Below are 18,046 nucleotides of genomic sequence, written 5' to 3' on the forward strand. Positions count from 1 at the left end.
ACCTTTCAAGCGTTCAACCCTTCAACCCTTCACCATCGGCAGGTCCAGGCCCTTCTCCTGGGCGCAGGCGATGGCGCTCTCGTAACCGGCATCGGCATGGCGCATGACGCCCGTGGCCGGATCATTCCAGAGTACACGTTCGATGCGCTTCGCGGCAGCGTCGGTGCCATCGCAGACGATRACGACCCCGGCATGCTGCGAGAAGCCCATGCCCACGCCGCCGCCATGGTGCAGGCTGACCCAGGTGGCGCCGCCGGCGGTATTCAGCAGTGCGTTGAGCAGCGGCCAGTCTGACACGGCATCGGAACCGTCGCGCATGGCCTCGGTCTCCCGGTTCGGCGAGGCCACCGAGCCGCAGTCGAGGTGATCGCGCCCAATCACGATGGGCGCCTTGAGTTCGCCCGACTTCACCATCTCGTTGAACGCCAGCCCGGCGCGGTGGCGCTCGTCCAGCCCCACCCAGCAGATCCGCGACGGCAGGCCCTGGAAGGCAATGCGATCACGCGCCATGTCCAGCCAGCGGTGCAGGTGCTTGTCCTCGGGGAACAGCTCCTTCATCTTGGCGTCGRTCTTGTAGATGTCTTCCGGGTCGCCCGACAGCGCCACCCAGCGGAACGGCCCCTTGCCACGGCAGAACAGCGGGCGGATATAGGCCGGCACGAAGCCCGGGAAATCGAACGCGTTCTTCACGCCTTCGTCGAACGCTACCTGGCGGATGTTGTTGCCGTAGTCCAGCGTCGGCACGCCCATCGCCTTGAAGGCCAGCATCGCCTTCACATGCTTGACGATGGACGCGCGCGCGGCGGCTTCCACCGCCTTCGGGTCGCGCTGGCGCAGGTCTTCCCACTGCGCCACGGTCCAGCCTTCGGGCAGGTAGCCGTTGACGAGGTCATGGGCCGAGGTCTGGTCAGTGACGATGTCCGGCCGCATGCCGCCGGCCTGGGCGCGACGCGCCAGYTCCGGCACGATCTCGGCGGCGTTGCCGAGCAGGCCGACCGAGATGGCCTCCTTCTTCGCGGTGGCGTCGGCGATCATGGCCAGCGCCTCGTCCAGCGTAGTGGCCTTCTTGTCCACATAGCGCGTGCGCAGCCGGAAGTCGATGCGCGATTCCTCGCACTCGATGGCCAGCACGCAGGCTCCGGCCAGCACCCCGGCCAGCGGCTGCGCGCCGCCCATGCCGCCCAGCCCGGCCGTCAGGATCCATTTGCCGGCGAGGTCGCCGCCGAAGTGCTGGTTGCCGGCCTCGACAAAGGTCTCGAAGGTGCCCTGCACGATGCCCTGCGTGCCGATATARATCCACGAGCCGGCCGTCATCTGGCCGTACATCATCAGTCCGGCGCGGTCCAGCTCGTTGAACTTGTCCCAGTTGGCCCAGTGCGGCACGAGGTTGGAGTTGGCGATCAGCACGCGCGGCGCGTCCGGGTGCGTGCGGAAAATGCCCACCGGCTTGCCCGACTGCACCAGCAGCGATTCGTCCTCGCCCAGGCGGCGCAGGCTGTCCAGGATGGCGTCGAAGCATTCCCAGTTGCGCGCGGCCTTGCCGATGCCGCCGTAGACCACCAGGTCCTGCGGGCGCTCGGCCACATCGGGGTCGAGGTTGTTCTGGATCATCCGGTAGGCAGCTTCGATCAGCCAGTTCTTGCAATGCAACTGGCTGCCGTGCGGCGCGCGGATCTCGCGCTGGCCGCGCTGGAATTGGTGTTCGTTAGCGTTCATGGTCGGGGGGCTCCGTTGGGAGATTCGAATTTGTCAGATGGGGGTCAGAGGCTGAAATCAGCTGGCATTCGTCGGCAGGATCGCGCGCACGGCCTCGGGCCAGCCGGCCCCGGCATCGCCCTGCACGACCCATTGCTTCATGGCCTCGATGTCGGGCGCGAGGTAGCGGTCGCCCTCGACAAAGTCCACGCGGGCGCGGATGCGCGCCAGTTCCTGCTCCACCAGCGGCGACGACTTCAGCGGCCGRTGGAATTCGATGCCCTGCGCSGCGGCCATCGCCTCGATGCCGACGATCACCGCTGTATTGGCCGCCATCTCGCCGAGCCGGCGCGCGCCGTAGGTGGCCATCGACACATGGTCTTCCTGGTTGGCGGAGGTGGGCAGGCTGTCCACGCTGGACGGATGCGAGAGCGACTTGTTCTCGGAGGCGAGTGCCGCCGCCGTCACCTGCGCGATCATGAAACCGGAGTGCAGGCCGCCATCGCGCACCAGGAACGGCGGCAGGCCGGACAGCCCGGTATCGAGCAGCAGCGCCAGCCGGCGTTCGGAAATCGCACCAATCTCGGCGATGGCCAGCGCGAGGATGTCGGCGGCGAAGGCCACCGGCTCGGCGTGGAAGTTGCCGCCCGAGACCACGTCGCCCTGTTCGGGGAAGACCAGCGGGTTGTCGGACGCCGCGTTGGCCTCGATGCGCAGGATGCGCGCGGCATGAGTCAGGTTGTCCAGGCAGGCGCCCATCACCTGCGGCTGGCAGCGGATCGAGTACGGGTCCTGCACGCGGCCGCAGCCCTTGTGGGAATCGACGATCTCGCTGCCGTCGAGCATCGCCCGCACCGCACCGGCCACCTCGATCTGGCCGACCTGGCCCCGCGCGGCGTGAATGCGCGCATCGAACGGCTTGACCGAGCCCTTGATGGCTTCGAGCGAGAGCGCCCCGGCCACCAATCCGGCCGCGAAGGCGTCTTCGGCGGCGAACAGGCCGGCCAGCGCCAGCGCCGTGGACACCTGCGTGCCGTTCAGCAACGCCAGCCCTTCCTTGGGGCCGAGCGCGAAGGTCTCCAGCCCGGCGTGGGCCAGCCCCTGCGCCGCCGGCACGCGGCGGCTATCTATATAGACATCGCCCACGCCGATCAGCGTGCACGACATATGGGCCAACGGGGCGAGGTCGCCGCTGGCGCCCACCGAGCCCTTGGCCGGGATACACGGCGTCACGCCGTGGTTGGCCAGCGCCAGCAGCGCCTCGATCACGGCCGGGCGCACGCCCGAATGGCCGCGCGCGAGGCTGATGGCCTTCATCGCCAGGATCAGGCGCACGGTGTCCGCCGCGAGGTCCGGGCCGGTGCCCACGCTGTGGGAGAGCACGAGGTTGCGTTGCAGCTCGGCCAGCTTGTCATGCGGAATGCGCGACTGGGCCAGCTTGCCGAAGCCGGTGTTGATGCCGTAGACGACGGCGTCGGCGTCGATGATGTCCTGCACGGTGGCCTGCGCCGCGCGCACGCCGGCCCAGGCCGCGTCCGCCATCGCCAGGCGCACTTCGCCCCGGTAGATGCGGCGCAGGTCGGCCAGGGTGACGTGGCCGGGGTCCAGCGTCAGGTCGGGGCGGGAATCGGGAGTGGTCATGTGCTGCATCGTCCTGTTGGATCTTTGGGGATCTTTTGAGAATCGGCTCAACCGCGTTCTAAAATCAGTTGTATGAGCCTGTCTATACAGGTTAGTCGAAAATGGGGGCCGAAGGCCAGTACTAACTGGCCCCAGCTACTCAGTTTTAGCCGAAGGCCGGATTGCCGTCGGCGCGGAAGCGGCTGCCGAGGCGATAGCGGTTGCCCGGATGCAGGCAGCGCACGAACGTGACCGGCACGCCACTCGTCCAGGTGCGCCGCGTCAGGAGCAGGCACGGTTGGGTCGGCGGCATTTCCAGTTGCGCGGCCTGCTCGGGGGTAGCGGCAATCGCATCGACCACGTGTTCCACCTGGTCGTAAGGCACGTTGCGCAGCAGGTATTCGCCCGGCTGCGTATCGCGGAAATCCTGGGTGATGAAGTCCGGCGCCACGCGCGGATTGACGTAGCGGTCTTCCARCTGCACCGGGACGCCGTCCTCGCGATGCACGCAGACCGAGTGATAGACCGACTCGCCGGTGCGCAGCTCGAGCGCCGCCGCCACCTCGATCGACGCCGARACGCGCTCCACCAGGATCACATCGCACGCATAGTCATGGCCGCGCATGCGGATCTCGTCCTGCAAGTTGACCACGGAGAGCAGCGTCGATTGCGGCTTGTGCTCCGCCACGAAGGTGCCCACGCCGGCCACGCGCACCACCCTGCCCTGCTCGGACAGCTCGCGCAGCGCCCGGTTGACGGTCATGCGCGACACCGAGAACCGGGTCACCAGCTCCTGCTCCGACGGCACGCGGTCGCCCGGCTGCCATGCGCCGCTCTGGATCTGGCGGGCGATGTACTCCTTCACCTGCTGATARAGCGCGGAGGGCGCCGAAGGCGTGGAGGGGTTGGTCGGGATGGGGCCGGCAGCGGGGTGATTCATGGCGGTCAGTGCTCGGCCGCGGCCATGGCCTCGGCACGAATTTCCTCGGTCAGCCGCGCCTTCAGCGCGGAGAACTCGGGCGAAGTCTTGATCGTGTAATGGCGCGGATGGGGGAAATCCACCGCGATCTCGCTCTTGATCCGACCCGGTCTGGCGGAAAACACCGCCACGCGGTTGGCCATGAAGATGGCCTCGTCGATATCGTGCGTGACGAATAATACCGTTTTGCGCGCGGACTCCCAGATGCCGAGCAGCAGCTCCTGCATCAGCACGCGGGTCTGGTTGTCCAGCGCGCCGAAGGGCTCGTCGAGCAGCAGGATCTTGGGGTCGTTGGCCAGCGCGCGGGCAATCGCCGTGCGCTGCTGCATGCCGCCCGAGAGCTGCTTCGGGTAGTGGTGCTCGAAGCCGCGCAGCCCCACGCGGGCCATGAAATAGTCGCTCCGCTCCTTCTGGTTCGCCGCGCTCATGCCGCGCTCACGCAAGCCGAAGCGCACGTTCTGCTCGATGGTCAGCCACGGAAAGAGCGTGTACGACTGGAACACCATGCCGCGATCGGCGCCCGGCCCGGCCACCGGCTGGCCGTCGAGCAGCACGCGCCCGCCCGAGGGCGTGTCCAGCCCTGCCACGATGCGCAGCAGCGTGGACTTGCCGCAGCCTGACGGGCCAAGGATGGTGACGAAGTCGTTATCGCGCACATCGAAGTCCACCGGCAGCAGCGCCTGGGTGACGCCACCGCGCGGATTCGAAAAAGTACGAGAAACCTGCTGGATCGACAGCGCGCTCATTTGATCGAACTCCACGGAAACAGGCGCTGGTTGGCCAGCTTGAAGACGAGATCGGACACCAGCCCGATGCAGCCGATAACGATGATCCCGAAGATGATCTGCCCGGTGTTGAGCAGCGCCTGGCTGTCCGTGATCATGTGGCCGATGCCGGACGACGAGCCGATCAGCTCCGCCACGATCACATAGGTCCAGGCCCAGCCCAGCACCAGCCGCAGGATTTCGGCAATCTCCGGCGCCGCGCCCGGAATCAGCACGCGCCGCACGATGCCGCGCGGCGTAGCGCCGAGCGTGTAGGCGGCCTCCACCAGATCCTTGCGCGCCCCGCCCACCGTCACCGCCACCATCAGCACAATCTGAAAGAACGAGCCGATGAAGATCACCAGCAGCTTCTGCGTCTCGCCGATGCCGGCCCAGAGGATCAGCAGCGGGATAAAGGCCGAGGCCGGCAGGTAGCGGCAGAACGAGACAAAGGGCTCGAAGAACGCTTCCGCCGCCTTGTACGCGCCCATGAAGATGCCGAGCGGTACGGCCAGCACGGCGGCCAGCAAGAAGCCGCCGACCACGCGCCACACCGTCATGCCGATGTCGCCGAGGAAGTTGTATTGCGTGAACAGGACCACGCCTTCGCGCGCCATGGTCAGCGGRTCGGCCAGGAAGGTGCGCGGSACGAAGCCGCCCAGCGTGACCGCCGCCCACACCGCGAAGAAGACCGCGAAGAACGACAGGCCGAGCAGCCAGCGCGCGTGGCCGCCCACCGGCACCAGCGGCGACAGCCACGGATGGCGGCGGCGCGCGGCGGCGGTGCTGTCATCGCCGCTTGCACCGTTCGCCGGTGCGGGCATGCGCGCCACGGGCGTGGAAACCTGGGAAATCTGGCTCACGGCGGCCTCCGGCTTACTTGAGGAATCGGGCGTCATAGAGCGTGGTCACGTCCGGCGCCTGGCGGATCACGCCGATATCGAGCAGCACGGCCGCGGCCTCCTTGCTGAAGCTGGCCAGCTCGCCCGCGAAGAAGGTGCGATTGGCGTCCTTGTCCTGCCAGCGCAGGTAGGCCGACGACTTGGCGAACTGCTCGCCGGTCTGCTTGACCGCCGCACCCATGATCTCGTTCGACTTGGCCGGATCCTTGCGAATCATCTCAAGCGCCTCGAAGTAGCTGTCCACCAGCGCCTGGGCGGCCTTGGGATTGTCCTTGAGCCATTTCGGCGCGCAGCCGAGGGTGTCGGTGACCATCGGGTAGTCGAGCGTGGTGGCGAGGATCTTGCCCTTGTCCGGATTGGCGCGCACCGTCGACAGATACGGCTCGTAGGTCATCGCGCCATCGTTCTGCCCGGCCACGAAAGCCTGCGCCGCGGCCTGCGGGGACAGCGTGGTCAGCTTCACGTCCTTGAGCGTCATGCCGTTCTTCTTGAGCATCCACGCCAGGCCGAAGTACGGCGCGGTGCCCGGCGCATCCACGCCAATGGTCTTGCCCTTGAGGTCCGCGAAGGACTTCACATCCCCGCGCACGGCCAGGCCGTCCGCGCCATAAGACTTGTCCARTTGCACGATCTGCGTGATCGGCACGCCGTTGGCATTCCAGGCCACGTGGGTCTCCACCGTGGTGGCCGCGCACTGGATCGCGCCCGAGGCCAGCGCCAGGTGACGGTCCTTCTGCGGAATCATCTTGATATCCACGTCCACGCCGTTCTTCTTGAAGATGCCGGCCTTGTCGGCGAGCGTGAGCGGGGCGAAGCCGGTCCAGCCACTCATGCCGAGCGTCACGGGCGTGTTCTGCGCGTGGGCCGGGACGGCGAGCGTGGTGACGAGGGATGCGAGGGCGATGGCGGCGAGCGTTGCGCGGCGGTGCAGGGTCATGCTGTCGGCTCCTTTGTGGTCGGGCAATGGTGCAATGCCTGTCTATACAAGTCAACGCGGGGTTTGCACTAGGCGAGTGCCCTATAAAAGCGCCGAATACGCCTTGAATCGCACCGTTATGGGGTGATTGTGCACAGTCCTGTATAGACAGCAGCACCGCGGCGATAGGAATCGCAAGCGGTGTGCCAGGGAGCCGCAGGCTGGGTCAGGGCCCAGTCAGGCGTCGAAGAAGTCCGTGACGGTGGGATAGCGCAGCCGCAGCCGCAACTCGCGCTTGAGCCGGCCGTTGTCGAGCCGGCGCGATTCGCTCATGAAGCTCAGCAGTGCCGGTTCGATCACCTCGCGCGCTTGCTCGCGGGTGATGCGCGGGGGCCGGGGCAGGCCACGGCGGTCTGCCACGAGGTCGAAGTAATCGGCCATGCGCAGCTCGGTGTCGTCGCTGGCGTGCACCACGCGCTGGGGCCGGCCGCGCCAGAGCGCCGCGATCATGGTGCGGGCGAGGTCGTCGGCGTGGATATGGCTGGTGTAGACGTCGTCCTGCGGCGCCAGCGCCGGCGTGCCCTTGTGCAGGCGGGCTACGGGCAGGCGGTCCGCCGCGTAGATGCCGGGAATGCGGACGATGCTGGCGCGCCAGCCTGCGTCGCGCCCGAACTGGCGCACGGCGGACTCGGCCGCCACGCGGCGGCGCGCCCGGGGCGTCTTCGGCCGCACGGTGTCGAATTCCTGGACGCGGGCGCCGCCCCGATCGCCATAGACGCCAGTCGTGCTGGCATAGACAAAGGCTCCGGCGGACTGATGCCGGGCCGCCGCCTCAAACGCGCGGTGCCAGCCTCGCTCGGGTAGAATGGCGGCCTCGCTGGCGGCGTGGGCAGCCATGCGCCCCGACCGGGCGCGGCGCCGTGCCGTACGGCGCAACGCAGCCAGCAAGGCACGTGTGCGCGGATCGCCATTCCCCTGCGCGGGCGGCGGGGCCAGGTCGATGACCCGGTCCGCCAGTCCACGCAGCCTTGCCAGCGTGGCAGGCCGGTCCAGATCGGCCACCAGCGGCACCGCGCCCGCGGCGCGCAACTCGGCCCGCCGGGCAGGCTGCGACGTCACGGCGAACACGCGCATGCGCGTCGCCAGCAGGCGCAGCACCCGCGAACCGACATCACCGCAGCCGACGATCAGCAGGCGCGGACGGCCCAGGCGGCGACCCGCCCGGGAGTAAGACAATGCCGCATGCGGCGACAGAATTTGGCTCATAGACCTGATTATGGCTTATCAAGTAACCGTCATGCCCAGCGGCCACAAGTTCGAGGTGGCTGCCGATGAAACCATCCTCGGCGCGGCCCTGCGCCACAGCATCGGCCTGCCCTACGGCTGCAAGAACGGCGCCTGTGGCTCCTGCAAGGGCCGTGTGGTCGAAGGCAGCTTCGTCCAGGGCGACCATGCCGCCTCGGCCCTGACGGCCCAGGAAAAGACCGAAGGCCGCGCGCTGTTCTGCTGCGCCAACGCCACTTCGGATATCACCATCGAGTGCCGCGAAGTACACGGCGCCGGTGACATCCCCATCAAGAAGATTCCCTGCCGCGTGAGCACGCTGGAGCGCCTGGCGGACGACGTGATCGCCATCCGCCTGCAACTGCCCGCCACCGAGCGCATGCAGTACCTGGCCGGCCAGTACGTGGAATTCCTGCTGCGGGACGGCAAGCGCCGCAGCTACTCCATCGCCACGCCGCCGCACGAGGAAGGCCCGATCGAGCTGCACATCCGCCATATGCCCGGCGGCGCGTTCACCGACTACGTGTTCGGTGCCAAGGAAGGCGCCCCGGCCATGAAGGAGCGCGACATCCTGCGCTTCGAAGGCCCGCTGGGCAGCTTCTTCCTGCGCGAGGACTCGGACAAGCCGATCATCCTGCTGGCCTCCGGCACGGGTTTCGCGCCGATCAAGGCCATCGTCGAGCATGCCGCCTATACCGGCATCGACCGCAAGATGACGCTGTACTGGGGCGGCCGCCGCCCGGCCGACCTCTACATGCACACGCTGTGCGAGCAGTGGGCGCGCGACCTGCCGAACTTCCAGTACGTGCCGGTGATCTCCAACGCCCAGCCCGACGACAACTGGGCTGGCCGCACCGGCTTCGTGCACCAGGCCGTGATCGACGATCATCCGGACCTGTCCGGCCACGAGGTCTACGCCTGCGGCGCCCCGGTGATGGTCAACGCGGCCCGCACGGACTTCACCGCCCAGTGCAAACTGCACGAGGACGCGTTCTTCGCCGATTCGTTCACGTCCGAGGCCGACATGCACCCGGCCGGGGCCGCCTGACCACCCCCAAGCCGTTCCGTCGACACAACAATGCCACCCGGGTCTGCCAGACTTTCCACATTTGGTTTTGACACCCGGGTGCATGCGCCTTATATTGGCCGACATGAACACGATCATGCTCCGACGCCGCGCACGTACGTCGCTCCCTCTCAGGGTGCCTCGCGGCTGACCGTCCATTGCATCTGTTCAGGTCGACAAGCCACGGGCAAYCCCCGTGGCTTTTTGTTTTTGCCGGTCTGATCCTCTCACCCCTTACTCGCCGAACCCAGGAGTCCGCCATGGCATTTGCCGATTTTCCCGTCCAATCCCTGATGTACATCACCAACCGCCCCGAGCTGGTCTTCACCGAAGGCAAGGGCTCCTGGCTGACGGACCATAACGGCAAGCGATACCTGGACTTCGTGCAGGGCTGGGCGGTGAACAGCCTGGGCCATTCGAACGAAGGCATGATCGAGGCGCTGGAGAAGCAGGCCCGCAAGCTGCTGAACCCGAGCCCCGCCTTCTACAACGAGCCGATGCTGGTGCTGTCCAAGCAGCTCACCGACAACAGCTGCTTCGACAAGGTCTTCTTCGCCAACAGCGGCGCCGAGGCCAACGAAGGCGCCATCAAGCTGGCCCGCAAGTGGGGGCGCAAGCACAAGAACGGCGCGTACGAGATCATCACCATGGACCACAGCTTCCATGGCCGCACGCTCGCCACCATGAGCGCGTCGGGCAAGGCCGGCTGGGACACCATCTTCGCGCCGCAGGTGCCGGGCTTCCCGAAGGCGGAGCTGAACGACCTGGCTTCCGTGGAGGCCCTGATCACCGACAAGACCGTCGGCATCATGCTGGAGCCGGTGCAGGGCGAAGGCGGCGTGATTCCCGCCACGCGCGAGTTCATGCAGGGCCTGCGCGCGCTGGCGGACAAGCACAAGCTGCTGTTCATCGTCGATGAAGTGCAGACCGGCTGCGGCCGCTGCGGCACGCTGTTCGCCTACGAGCTGTCGGGCGTGGAGCCGGACATCATGACGCTGGGCAAGGGCATCGGCGGCGGCGTGCCGCTCTCCGCCCTGCTCTGCAAGGCCGAGGTGGCCAGCTTCGAGGCCGGCGACCAGGGCGGYACCTACAACGGCAACCCGCTGATGACGGCGGTGGGCAGCAGCGTGATCGCCCAGCTGACCGCGCCGGGCTTCCTGGACGAGGTAAAGGCCAAGGCCGAGTACCTGCGCGAGCAGCTGCTGGCGCTGTCGGCCGAATTCGGCCTGGGCGGCGAGCGTGGCGAAGGTCTGCTGCGCGCGCTCGTGCTGAACAAGGAGATCGGCGCGCAGATCGTCGAAGAAGCGCGCGACATGGGGCCGGAAGGACTGCTGCTGAACGCCCCGCGTCCGGGCCTGCTGCGCTTCATGCCGGCGCTGAACGTCACGCGCGGCGAGATCGACCAGATGATCGGCATGCTGCGCACGCTGCTCAAGAAGCTGGCCTGATCCCCGGCTTCGGTCGATAAAAAAAGCCTCGCGATGCGAATCGCGAGGCTTTTTTACTGGCCGGGATGCTGCCGGGCGATTACTCGCCCAGGTAGGCCGCGCGCACCTTGGGGTCGTCCAGCATCTGCTTGGCGTCGCCGCTCATGGTGATCAGGCCGGACTCCATCACGTAGCCGCGGTGGGCAGCCTGCAGCGCCAGGCGCGCGTTCTGCTCCACCAGCAGTACGGTCACGCCCTGCGCGGACACCGTGCGGACCACCTCGAAGATTTTCTCGACCATGATCGGCGAGAGACCCATCGACGGCTCGTCCAGCAGCAGCAGCTTGGGCTGGCTCATCAGCGCGCGCGCCATGGCCAGCATCTGCTGCTCGCCGCCAGACATCGTGCCGGCCAGCTGGTCCGCCCGCTCCTTCAGGCGCGGGAAGGTCTCGAACATGCGGTCGATATCGCGCTTGATGCCCGCGTCATCGTTGCGCGTGTACGCGCCCATCTGCAGGTTCTCGGTGATGGTCATGCGCGCGAACACGCCGCGGCCTTCCGGCACCATCGCCAGACCCTGCTTCAGCAGCGTGTAGCTGGGCACGCCCTTGATCGACTTGCCCATGTACTCCACGTCGCCGCCGGCCCAGCCCTGCAGGCCGGTGATGGCCTTCATGGTGGTGGTCTTGCCCGCGCCGTTGGCGCCGATCAGCGTCACCAGCTCGCCGTCGTGGATGTCCAGGTCCACGCCCTTGACGGCCTGGATGCCGCCGTAGGCGACCTTCAGGCCGGAAATCTTCAGTACTGTCTGTTTCATTGCGCGTCTCTCCCGCCTTAGTGTGCCGATGCGCCGAGGTAAGCCTCGATCACCGCGGGATTGTTCTGCACGTCTTGCGGCAGGCCCTGGGCGATGACCTTGCCGTAGTCCAGCACGGTCATCTGGTTGCACAGGCCCATCACCAGCTTCACATCGTGCTCGATCAGCAGGATGGTGCGGCCGTCGTTGCGGATCTTGTCGAGCAGGCCGCGCAGCTCCACCTTCTCGGTGGCGTTCATGCCGGCCGCRGGCTCGTCCAGCGCCAGCAGCTTGGGCTCGGTGGCCAGCGCGCGGGCAATCTCCAGGCGGCGCTGGTGGCCGTAGGAGAGGTTGCGCGCGGTGAAGTTGGCGTACTTGCCGATGCCGACGTAGTCCAGCAGATCGTGGGCCATGTCCTCGATGCCCTCTTCCTCGCGCCGYACCGAGGGCGGACGGAAGATCGCGCCGAGCACGCCGGCCTTGGTCCGCACGTGGCGGCCCACCATCACGTTCTCCAGCGCGGTCATCTCGCCGAACAGGCGGATGTTCTGGAACGTGCGGGCAATGCCGGTCCGGGCCACTTCATGCACGGCCGTCGGCTGGTAGGCGCTGCCGCCCAGCACGAACTCGCCCGAATCGGGCGTGTACAGGCCGGTGATAACGTTGAAGAACGTGGTCTTGCCGGCGCCGTTGGGGCCGATCAGGCCATAGATCTCGCCCTTGCGGATCTGCAGGCCCACGTCGGACAGGGCCTGCAGGCCGCCGAAGCGCTTGTTGACCCCCTGTACGGACAGGAGGAATTCGTTGTTGCTCATGATGTCCTCCTGGTCAGAAACGGCCAACGCTGCCCGCCCGGCGCACCACCGGGCGATCTTCCTTGCGCGGCGACGGCCAGATGCCGGCCGGGCGATACAGCATCACCCCCACCAGTGCCAGGCCGAACATCAGCTGGCGCAGCACCTCGGCATCGACGATGACATGGCCGAACAGGCCGGTCTGCATCGGCTCCGCCACCACGCGCAGCAGTTCCTGGAAGCCCACCAGCAGGATGCCGCCCAGGATCACGCCCGGGATATGGCCCATGCCGCCCAGCACCACGATGGCCAGGATGTAGATCGATTCCCACAGCGTGAACGACTCGGGCGAGACAAAGCCCTGGAATGCGCCGAATACAGCACCCGACACACCACCGAACGAGGCGCCCATGGCGAACGCCAGCAGCTTCACGTTACGGGTGTTGATGCCCATCGCCTTGGCGGCAATCTCGTCTTCACGAATCGCCACCCAGGCCCGGCCGATCCGCGAGTTCTGCAGGCGCAGGCAGATGAACACGATCACGATGACCARGAACACCAGCAGGTAGTAGTACATGAACACCGGCGTGAACTTCAGCCCGAAGATCTCGTGGGATTTCGAGAAGTCGAAGCCGAAGATGTGCACCGGGTCTACCGCCGTGATGCCCTTGGGGCCGTTGGTGATGTTGACCGGGCGGTCCAGGTTGTTCATGAAAATACGAACGATCTCACCGAAGCCCAGCGTCACGATGGCCAGGTAGTCGCCCCGTAGCTTGAGGGTAGGCGCGCCCAGCATGACGCCGAACAGCGCCGCCACCCCAAGTGCAATGGGCAGCACGAACCACATCGACAGATGCAGCCCGTTCGGGAACAGCTGGTGGATCCACTCGAACTGGTTGGCGAGGTGCGGCGAACCGAGCAGCGCCATSAGGTAGGCGCCCACCGCGTAGAACGCGATGTAGCCCAGGTCCAGCAGGCCGGCAAAGCCGACCACGATGTTCAGGCCCAGCGCCAGCATGATGTAGAGCAGCGCGAAGTCGAGCACGCGCACCCAGTAGTTGCCGCCGAAGGTCTGGACGAAGAATGGCGCGCACAGCGCCACGACGAGGAAGCCCAGCAGGGCCGCCAGCGTCTTGGCCGGCACGCGCGACGGTGCCGCGACGGCCGTGGATGGAATCGGAGTATTCATGGATTCGCTCTCCTCAGGCGCGRTCGGCCACGCGTTCGCCCATGATGCCGGACGGACGGAACACAAGTACGGTAATCAGCACGACGAACGCGAACACGTCCTGGTAATTCGAGCCGAACACCCCGTTGGTCAGGTCGCCGATGTAGCCGGCGCCCAGTGCTTCGATCAGGCCCAGCAGCATGCCGCCGACCATCGCCCCGGCCAGGTTGCCGATGCCGCCCAGCACCGCGGCGGTGAACGCCTTCAGCCCGGGGATGAAGCCCATGTAGAAGTGCGCGTTGCCGTAGTTGGTGGCCATCATCACGCCTGCCAGCGCCGCCAGGGCGGCGCCGATCATGAACGTGGCCGAAATCACGAAGTTGGGGTTCACGCCCATCAGGCCCGCCACCTTCTGGTTCTCGGCGGTGGCGCGCATCGCGCGGCCGAGCTTGGTGCGGTTGACCAGGGCCAGCAGGCCAGCCATCACCATCACGGCCATGCCGATGATGACGATTTCCTTGCCGGTGATGGTGGCGCCCGTGGAACCGATGTCGATCGGGCTCGAGGGCAGCAGCTGCGGGAAGGTCAGCGGGTTGCGCGACCAAATCAGCATGCCCATCGTCTGGAGGATGATGGAGACGCCGATGGCGGTGATCAGCGGGGCCAGGCGCGGCGCGTTGCGCAGCGGCCGGTAGGCAATCCGCTCGATCGAAAAGGACAGTACTGCACAGACGGGCATGGCGATCAGCGTGGCGATCACCAGCGTCAGCCACTCGGGCAGGCCGGGCGCGAACTTCTGCAGCCCCATGATGGCCGACAGCGCGGTCAGCGCGCCAATCATCAGCACGTCGCCGTGCGCGAAATTGATGATGCCCAGAATGCCGTAGACCATGGTGTAGCCCAGTGCGATCAGCGCATAGATGCTGCCGAGCACCAGACCGTTCACGATCTGCTGGATAAAGATATCCATGAAAACTCCTGCTTCAGCCCCAGGCCGCGCGGCATGGTGTGGATGCCGTGGGTGGGACGGTAATGTTGGATGGGTCGGGTAGAGAGGTGATGACTTGCTGGTGTGCTGCCCGCCCTGTTCCATCCATGGTAAGGATGCTGTCAACCGTTGGCGAGACTAAAAAGAACGGCACCGCAAAATACTCACGGTGCCGTTCGGATGGGCCGGTAAGCCCGGAATTACATCTTCACGACGTCGAGGACGGACTTCTTCTTGTCCTTGTACTCGTACAGCGTGATGGTGCCTTCCTTCATGTCGCCCTTTTCGTCGAAGGCGATGTTGCCGATCACGCCCTTGTAGTTCGTCTTGGGCATTTCGGCCAGGATGGCGGCCGGCTCGGACGAGTTGGCGCGCTTCATGGCATCGACGACCACCATCACGGCGTCATACGTGAACGGTGCGTAGATCTGCACCGGGGCGTTGAAACGTGCCTGGTAGCGCTTCTGGAAGTCGTCGCCGGCTTCCATCTTCGACAGGGCCAGACCGGCTTCCGAGCAGATGATGTTGGTCACGGCATCGCCGGCCAGCTCAGCCACCTTGTCGGTACACACGCCGTCGCCGCCCACGATCTTCGAGGTGATGCCCAGTTCCTTGGCCTGCTTGGCGAACGGACCGCCGGTGGCATCCATGCCGCCGTACATGATCACGTCCGGCTTCTTGCCCTTGATCTTGGTCAGGATGGCCTTGAAGTCCGTGGCCTTGTCGTTGGTGGCTTCACGTGCCACCACGTTCACGCCCGAAGCCTTGGCGGTCTTCTCGAACTCGTCGGCCAGGCCCTTGCCGTAGGCGGTGGCATCGTCGACGATGGCCACGCTCTTGGCGCCCAGGCTCTTGGCGGCGTAGTTGGCCAGTGCCGGACCCTGCTGGGCGTCGGTAGCCACCACGCGGTACGTGGTCTTGAAGCCTTGCTTGGTGTAGTCGGGGTTGGTCGACGACGGCGAGATCTGGACGATGCCGGCATCGCTGTAGATCTTCGAAGCCGGGATCGAGACGCCCGAGTTCAGGTGACCCACCACGGCGACGACCTTCGCGTCCACCAGCTTCTGGGCCACGGCGGTGCCGGTCTTCGGATCGGCGGCGTCGTCTTCGCCCACCAGTTCCAGCTTGATCTTCTTGCCGCCGATTTCCAGACCGGTCTTGTTGACTTCTTCCACGGCCAGGCGCGCGCCGTTTTCGTTGTCCTTGCCAAGGTGGGCAATGCCGCCCGTCAGCGGAGCCGCGTGGCCGATCTTGACGATGGTTTCACCGCCACCTGCAGCCGGTGCCGCCGCGGCAGGTGCCGATGCTGCCGCATCAGCCGGCTTTTCTTCTTTCTTGCCACATGCAGCGACCAGCGCCACAGCGGCCGCGATCGGCAGAATCTTGGCAAACGTGAATTGCATGAGTGATCTCCTAGGATTCACAAAAACAGGGAAATACTACGCCTCCCGGACGTATTCCCTGGACCGCCCTTTGTTTAGTTTCAATTTGAAACGCGCGCATTGTATCCCCTTTCTTTGCGGATGCAATACGCGACGCAACAACCTGAACCATTTACCCACCAATTGCGCTAGGGAATTTCCCCAATGCACAGATTGGGGCAATCTCCGCCCATTTGGCAGACCCGTCACCYGTGCTTACAAGAATCGTGCCCGAGTCTCGCCGGAGGCGCTTGCGCCACGTCACAAGCCTGCGCCGCGCCACATATAATGGCCAGGTATTAATTAGGTATTTCATTTCAAATACCGGGCCGCCTCTCTAATGTGCAGAATGTAGCGCCGCACCATAATAGGGAAAACCCCATCCTCGGGGATTACCCTGATATTGTCTGGGTGTTAAGACACGTATTGCGGCATTATGGCGCCGGGTGCGGTTTTGTAAGTCCTTAAATGTCTCCGATAGTGCGGCAGCGCACGTCGCGACAAAAATAGCGGACGCAACGATACGCACCAGCGCGGTGCGATGGCAGAACAGCGAAAAACGGGGAAGGAAGAAGAAGCGGCGGGACGGGGAGAACGACGGGCGCGGACACCGACCCGCTTCAGGTCGATGTCCGGCAATCAGGCGGAAACAGGCAGGATCAGGACTGCACGGACACGCTGGCGAGGCCGCGCGGCAGCGGGAAGGACATGTTCTCTTCCACGCCTTCCAGCGCTCGCACGCTGCGCACGCCGAACGTGCGCAGGCGCTCGACGATGGCCTGGGCCAGTGCTTCGGGGGCCGAGGCCCCTGCGGTCAGGCCGATCCGGCGCTTGCCTGCCACCCACTCGGGCTTGAGCTGGTCAGGATCGTCGACCATGTAGGCCGGCACGCCGAGGCGATCCGCCAGCTCGCGCAGGCGGTTCGAGTTCGAGCTGTTCGGGCTGCCCACCACGATCACCACTTCCACCTGCGGCGCCATGAACTTCACGGCGTCCTGGCGGTTCTGCGTGGCATAGCAGATGTCTTGTTTCTTGGGCTCGCGGATATCCGGGAAGCGCGCCTTCAGCGCCGCCACGATCTCGGCAGTCTCGTCCACCGACAACGTGGTCTGCGTGACGTAGGCCAGTTGCGACGGGTCGGACACGGCCAGACGGTTGACGTCCTCGACCGACTCCACCAGCAGCATGCCGCGCTCGGCCTGGCCCATCGTGCCTTCCACCTCGGGATGCCCCTTGTGGCCGATCATGATGATCTCGCAGCCTTCGGCGCGCATCTTGCCTACCTCGACGTGCACCTTGGTCACCAGCGGGCAGGTGGCGTCGAACACGGTCAGGCCACGCGCGGTGGCGTCTGCGCGCACTTCCTTCGACACGCCATGCGCGCTGAAGATCACGGTCGAACCGGGTGGCACTTCGTCGAGTTCGTCGACGAACACCGCGCCCTTGTTGCGCAGATCGGCCACCACGTAGGCATTGTGGACAATCTCGTGGCGCACGTAGATCGGCGCGCCGAACAGCGCCAGCGCGCGTTCGACGATCTCGATCGCGCGGTCCACGCCGGCGCAGAAGCCACGCGGCTGCGCCATCAGGATCTCGGCGTCGATGGGGAGGGTGAGCTCGGGCATGCTGGGGTCCGTCACAACGGCTGACATCAGAGAATTCCGATCAATTGGACATCGAACAGGATGGTCTGTCCGGCCAGCGGGTGGTTGAAGTCGAACAGCGCGGCGGTCTCGCCGAATTCCTTTAGCACGCCGGCGTACTTGCCGCCGTTCGGTGCATTGAATTCCACGAGGTCGCCGGGCGAATAGTCTTCCTCGAACGAGCTGTTCTCGCGCAGCGTGGCCAGCGAGACCCACTGCAGCAGTTCGGGGTTGCGCGGGCCGAAGGCATGCTCCGGCGCCAGGCGGTAAGTCATGCGCTGGCCCTCGGGCATGCCGAGCAGCGCCGCCTCGAGGTTGGGCGCGAGCTGGCCCTGGCCAAGCAGCAGCGTGGCGGGTTTTTCCTCGAACGTGCTCACGACTTCGGTGCCGTTCTCGAGGGAGATGCTGTAGTGGAGGGTCAGGAAGGAGTCCGCCAGGACTGTCTTGCGGGCAGCCGCGCCGCCGCCTTCCGCTTCTGACGCAAAAGTTTGCAAATTCATGGGTGATCAACCGGTCAACAACCCGTATTGTATTCGACTGGCCCGTCTGCCGCCGGCCTCCGTCGCAGCCGGCATGACAGTTA

16 protein-coding genes are annotated in these 18,046 nt (G+C 65.9%); 2 read left to right on the forward strand and 14 right to left on the reverse strand.

Annotated features, from left to right (window positions below):
- Positions 1–21: 21 nt before the first annotated feature.
- The 7 genes from hutU to AB4Z27_RS02785 all read right to left on the reverse strand — a co-directional run bounded on the left by hutU (position 22) and on the right by AB4Z27_RS02785 (position 8,142).
- Positions 22–1,716 carry a urocanate hydratase gene (gene hutU / locus AB4Z27_RS02755; RefSeq protein ID WP_441643876.1) on the reverse strand — a complete coding sequence of 565 codons (1,695 nt, stop codon included), beginning with the start codon at positions 1,714–1,716 and terminating at the stop codon, positions 22–24.
- A gap of 57 nt (positions 1,717–1,773) precedes the next feature.
- Positions 1,774–3,336, reverse strand: coding sequence for a histidine ammonia-lyase (hutH, locus tag AB4Z27_RS02760; protein ID WP_441643877.1), 1,563 nt, complete (start codon positions 3,334–3,336; stop codon positions 1,774–1,776).
- Positions 3,337–3,481: 145 nt separating this feature from the next.
- Positions 3,482–4,255, reverse strand: a complete 774-nt coding sequence (gene hutC / locus AB4Z27_RS02765; protein WP_092300906.1) for a histidine utilization repressor — start codon at positions 4,253–4,255, stop codon at positions 3,482–3,484.
- A 5-nt stretch (positions 4,256–4,260) separates the two neighbouring features.
- Positions 4,261–5,040, reverse strand: coding sequence for an ABC transporter ATP-binding protein (locus AB4Z27_RS02770; RefSeq protein WP_441592329.1), 780 nt, complete (start codon positions 5,038–5,040; stop codon positions 4,261–4,263).
- Entirely contained in the window at positions 5,037–5,882 is an 846-nt protein-coding gene (locus tag AB4Z27_RS02775) for an ABC transporter permease (protein ID WP_092301058.1), read from the reverse strand. Before AB4Z27_RS02775 ends, AB4Z27_RS02770 begins: the two co-directional genes overlap by 4 nt.
- 52 nt (positions 5,883–5,934) lie before the next feature.
- Complete coding sequence (locus tag AB4Z27_RS02780) at positions 5,935–6,897, reverse strand: ABC transporter substrate-binding protein (protein WP_092300912.1); 963 nt, start codon at positions 6,895–6,897, stop codon at positions 5,935–5,937.
- A 216-nt stretch (positions 6,898–7,113) separates the two neighbouring features.
- A complete protein-coding gene (locus AB4Z27_RS02785) occupies positions 7,114–8,142 on the reverse strand; it encodes an NAD-dependent epimerase/dehydratase family protein (RefSeq protein WP_441643878.1) in 1,029 nt (342 codons plus the stop codon).
- Between the two features lie 10 nt (positions 8,143–8,152).
- On the opposite strand from AB4Z27_RS02785, the gene AB4Z27_RS02790 reads away from it, so the two are divergent.
- Both AB4Z27_RS02790 and AB4Z27_RS02795 read left to right on the forward strand, forming a co-directional pair.
- The gene (locus AB4Z27_RS02790) at positions 8,153–9,208 is read left to right on the forward strand and encodes a CDP-6-deoxy-delta-3,4-glucoseen reductase (protein ID WP_092300918.1); all 1,056 of its coding nucleotides are present in this window, start codon (positions 8,153–8,155) and stop codon (positions 9,206–9,208) included.
- Positions 9,209–9,486: 278 nt separating this feature from the next.
- Positions 9,487–10,674: an acetylornithine transaminase gene (locus AB4Z27_RS02795; RefSeq protein WP_092300921.1), complete on the forward strand. Its 1,188-nt coding sequence runs from the start codon at positions 9,487–9,489 to the stop codon at positions 10,672–10,674.
- A gap of 79 nt (positions 10,675–10,753) precedes the next feature.
- Here AB4Z27_RS02795 and AB4Z27_RS02800 read toward each other — a convergent pair whose 3' ends face one another.
- The 7 genes from AB4Z27_RS02800 to AB4Z27_RS02830 all read right to left on the reverse strand — a co-directional run bounded on the left by AB4Z27_RS02800 (position 10,754) and on the right by AB4Z27_RS02830 (position 17,963).
- The gene (locus AB4Z27_RS02800; protein ID WP_092300924.1) at positions 10,754–11,470 is read right to left on the reverse strand and encodes an ABC transporter ATP-binding protein; all 717 of its coding nucleotides are present in this window, start codon (positions 11,468–11,470) and stop codon (positions 10,754–10,756) included.
- 17 nt (positions 11,471–11,487) lie between these two features.
- Positions 11,488–12,264, reverse strand: a complete 777-nt coding sequence (locus AB4Z27_RS02805; protein WP_092300927.1) for an ABC transporter ATP-binding protein — start codon at positions 12,262–12,264, stop codon at positions 11,488–11,490.
- 13 nt (positions 12,265–12,277) lie between these two features.
- Positions 12,278–13,432, reverse strand: a complete 1,155-nt coding sequence (locus AB4Z27_RS02810) for an ABC transporter permease subunit (RefSeq protein ID WP_092300930.1) — start codon at positions 13,430–13,432, stop codon at positions 12,278–12,280.
- Between the two features lie 13 nt (positions 13,433–13,445).
- A complete protein-coding gene (locus tag AB4Z27_RS02815; RefSeq protein ID WP_092300933.1) occupies positions 13,446–14,381 on the reverse strand; it encodes a branched-chain amino acid ABC transporter permease in 936 nt (311 codons plus the stop codon).
- A 218-nt stretch (positions 14,382–14,599) separates the two neighbouring features.
- Positions 14,600–15,802 carry a branched-chain amino acid ABC transporter substrate-binding protein gene (locus AB4Z27_RS02820; protein WP_092300936.1) on the reverse strand — a complete coding sequence of 401 codons (1,203 nt, stop codon included), beginning with the start codon at positions 15,800–15,802 and terminating at the stop codon, positions 14,600–14,602.
- 677 nt (positions 15,803–16,479) lie between these two features.
- Positions 16,480–17,445, reverse strand: a complete 966-nt coding sequence (gene ispH / locus AB4Z27_RS02825) for a 4-hydroxy-3-methylbut-2-enyl diphosphate reductase (protein ID WP_177220010.1) — start codon at positions 17,443–17,445, stop codon at positions 16,480–16,482.
- Positions 17,446–17,471: 26 nt separating this feature from the next.
- A complete protein-coding gene (locus tag AB4Z27_RS02830) occupies positions 17,472–17,963 on the reverse strand; it encodes an FKBP-type peptidyl-prolyl cis-trans isomerase (protein ID WP_092300942.1) in 492 nt (163 codons plus the stop codon).
- Positions 17,964–18,046: the final 83 nt, after the last annotated feature.

It is taken from the genome of Cupriavidus sp. KB_39 (genome assembly GCF_052114485.1).
GTDB lineage: Bacteria > Pseudomonadota > Gammaproteobacteria > Burkholderiales > Burkholderiaceae > Cupriavidus.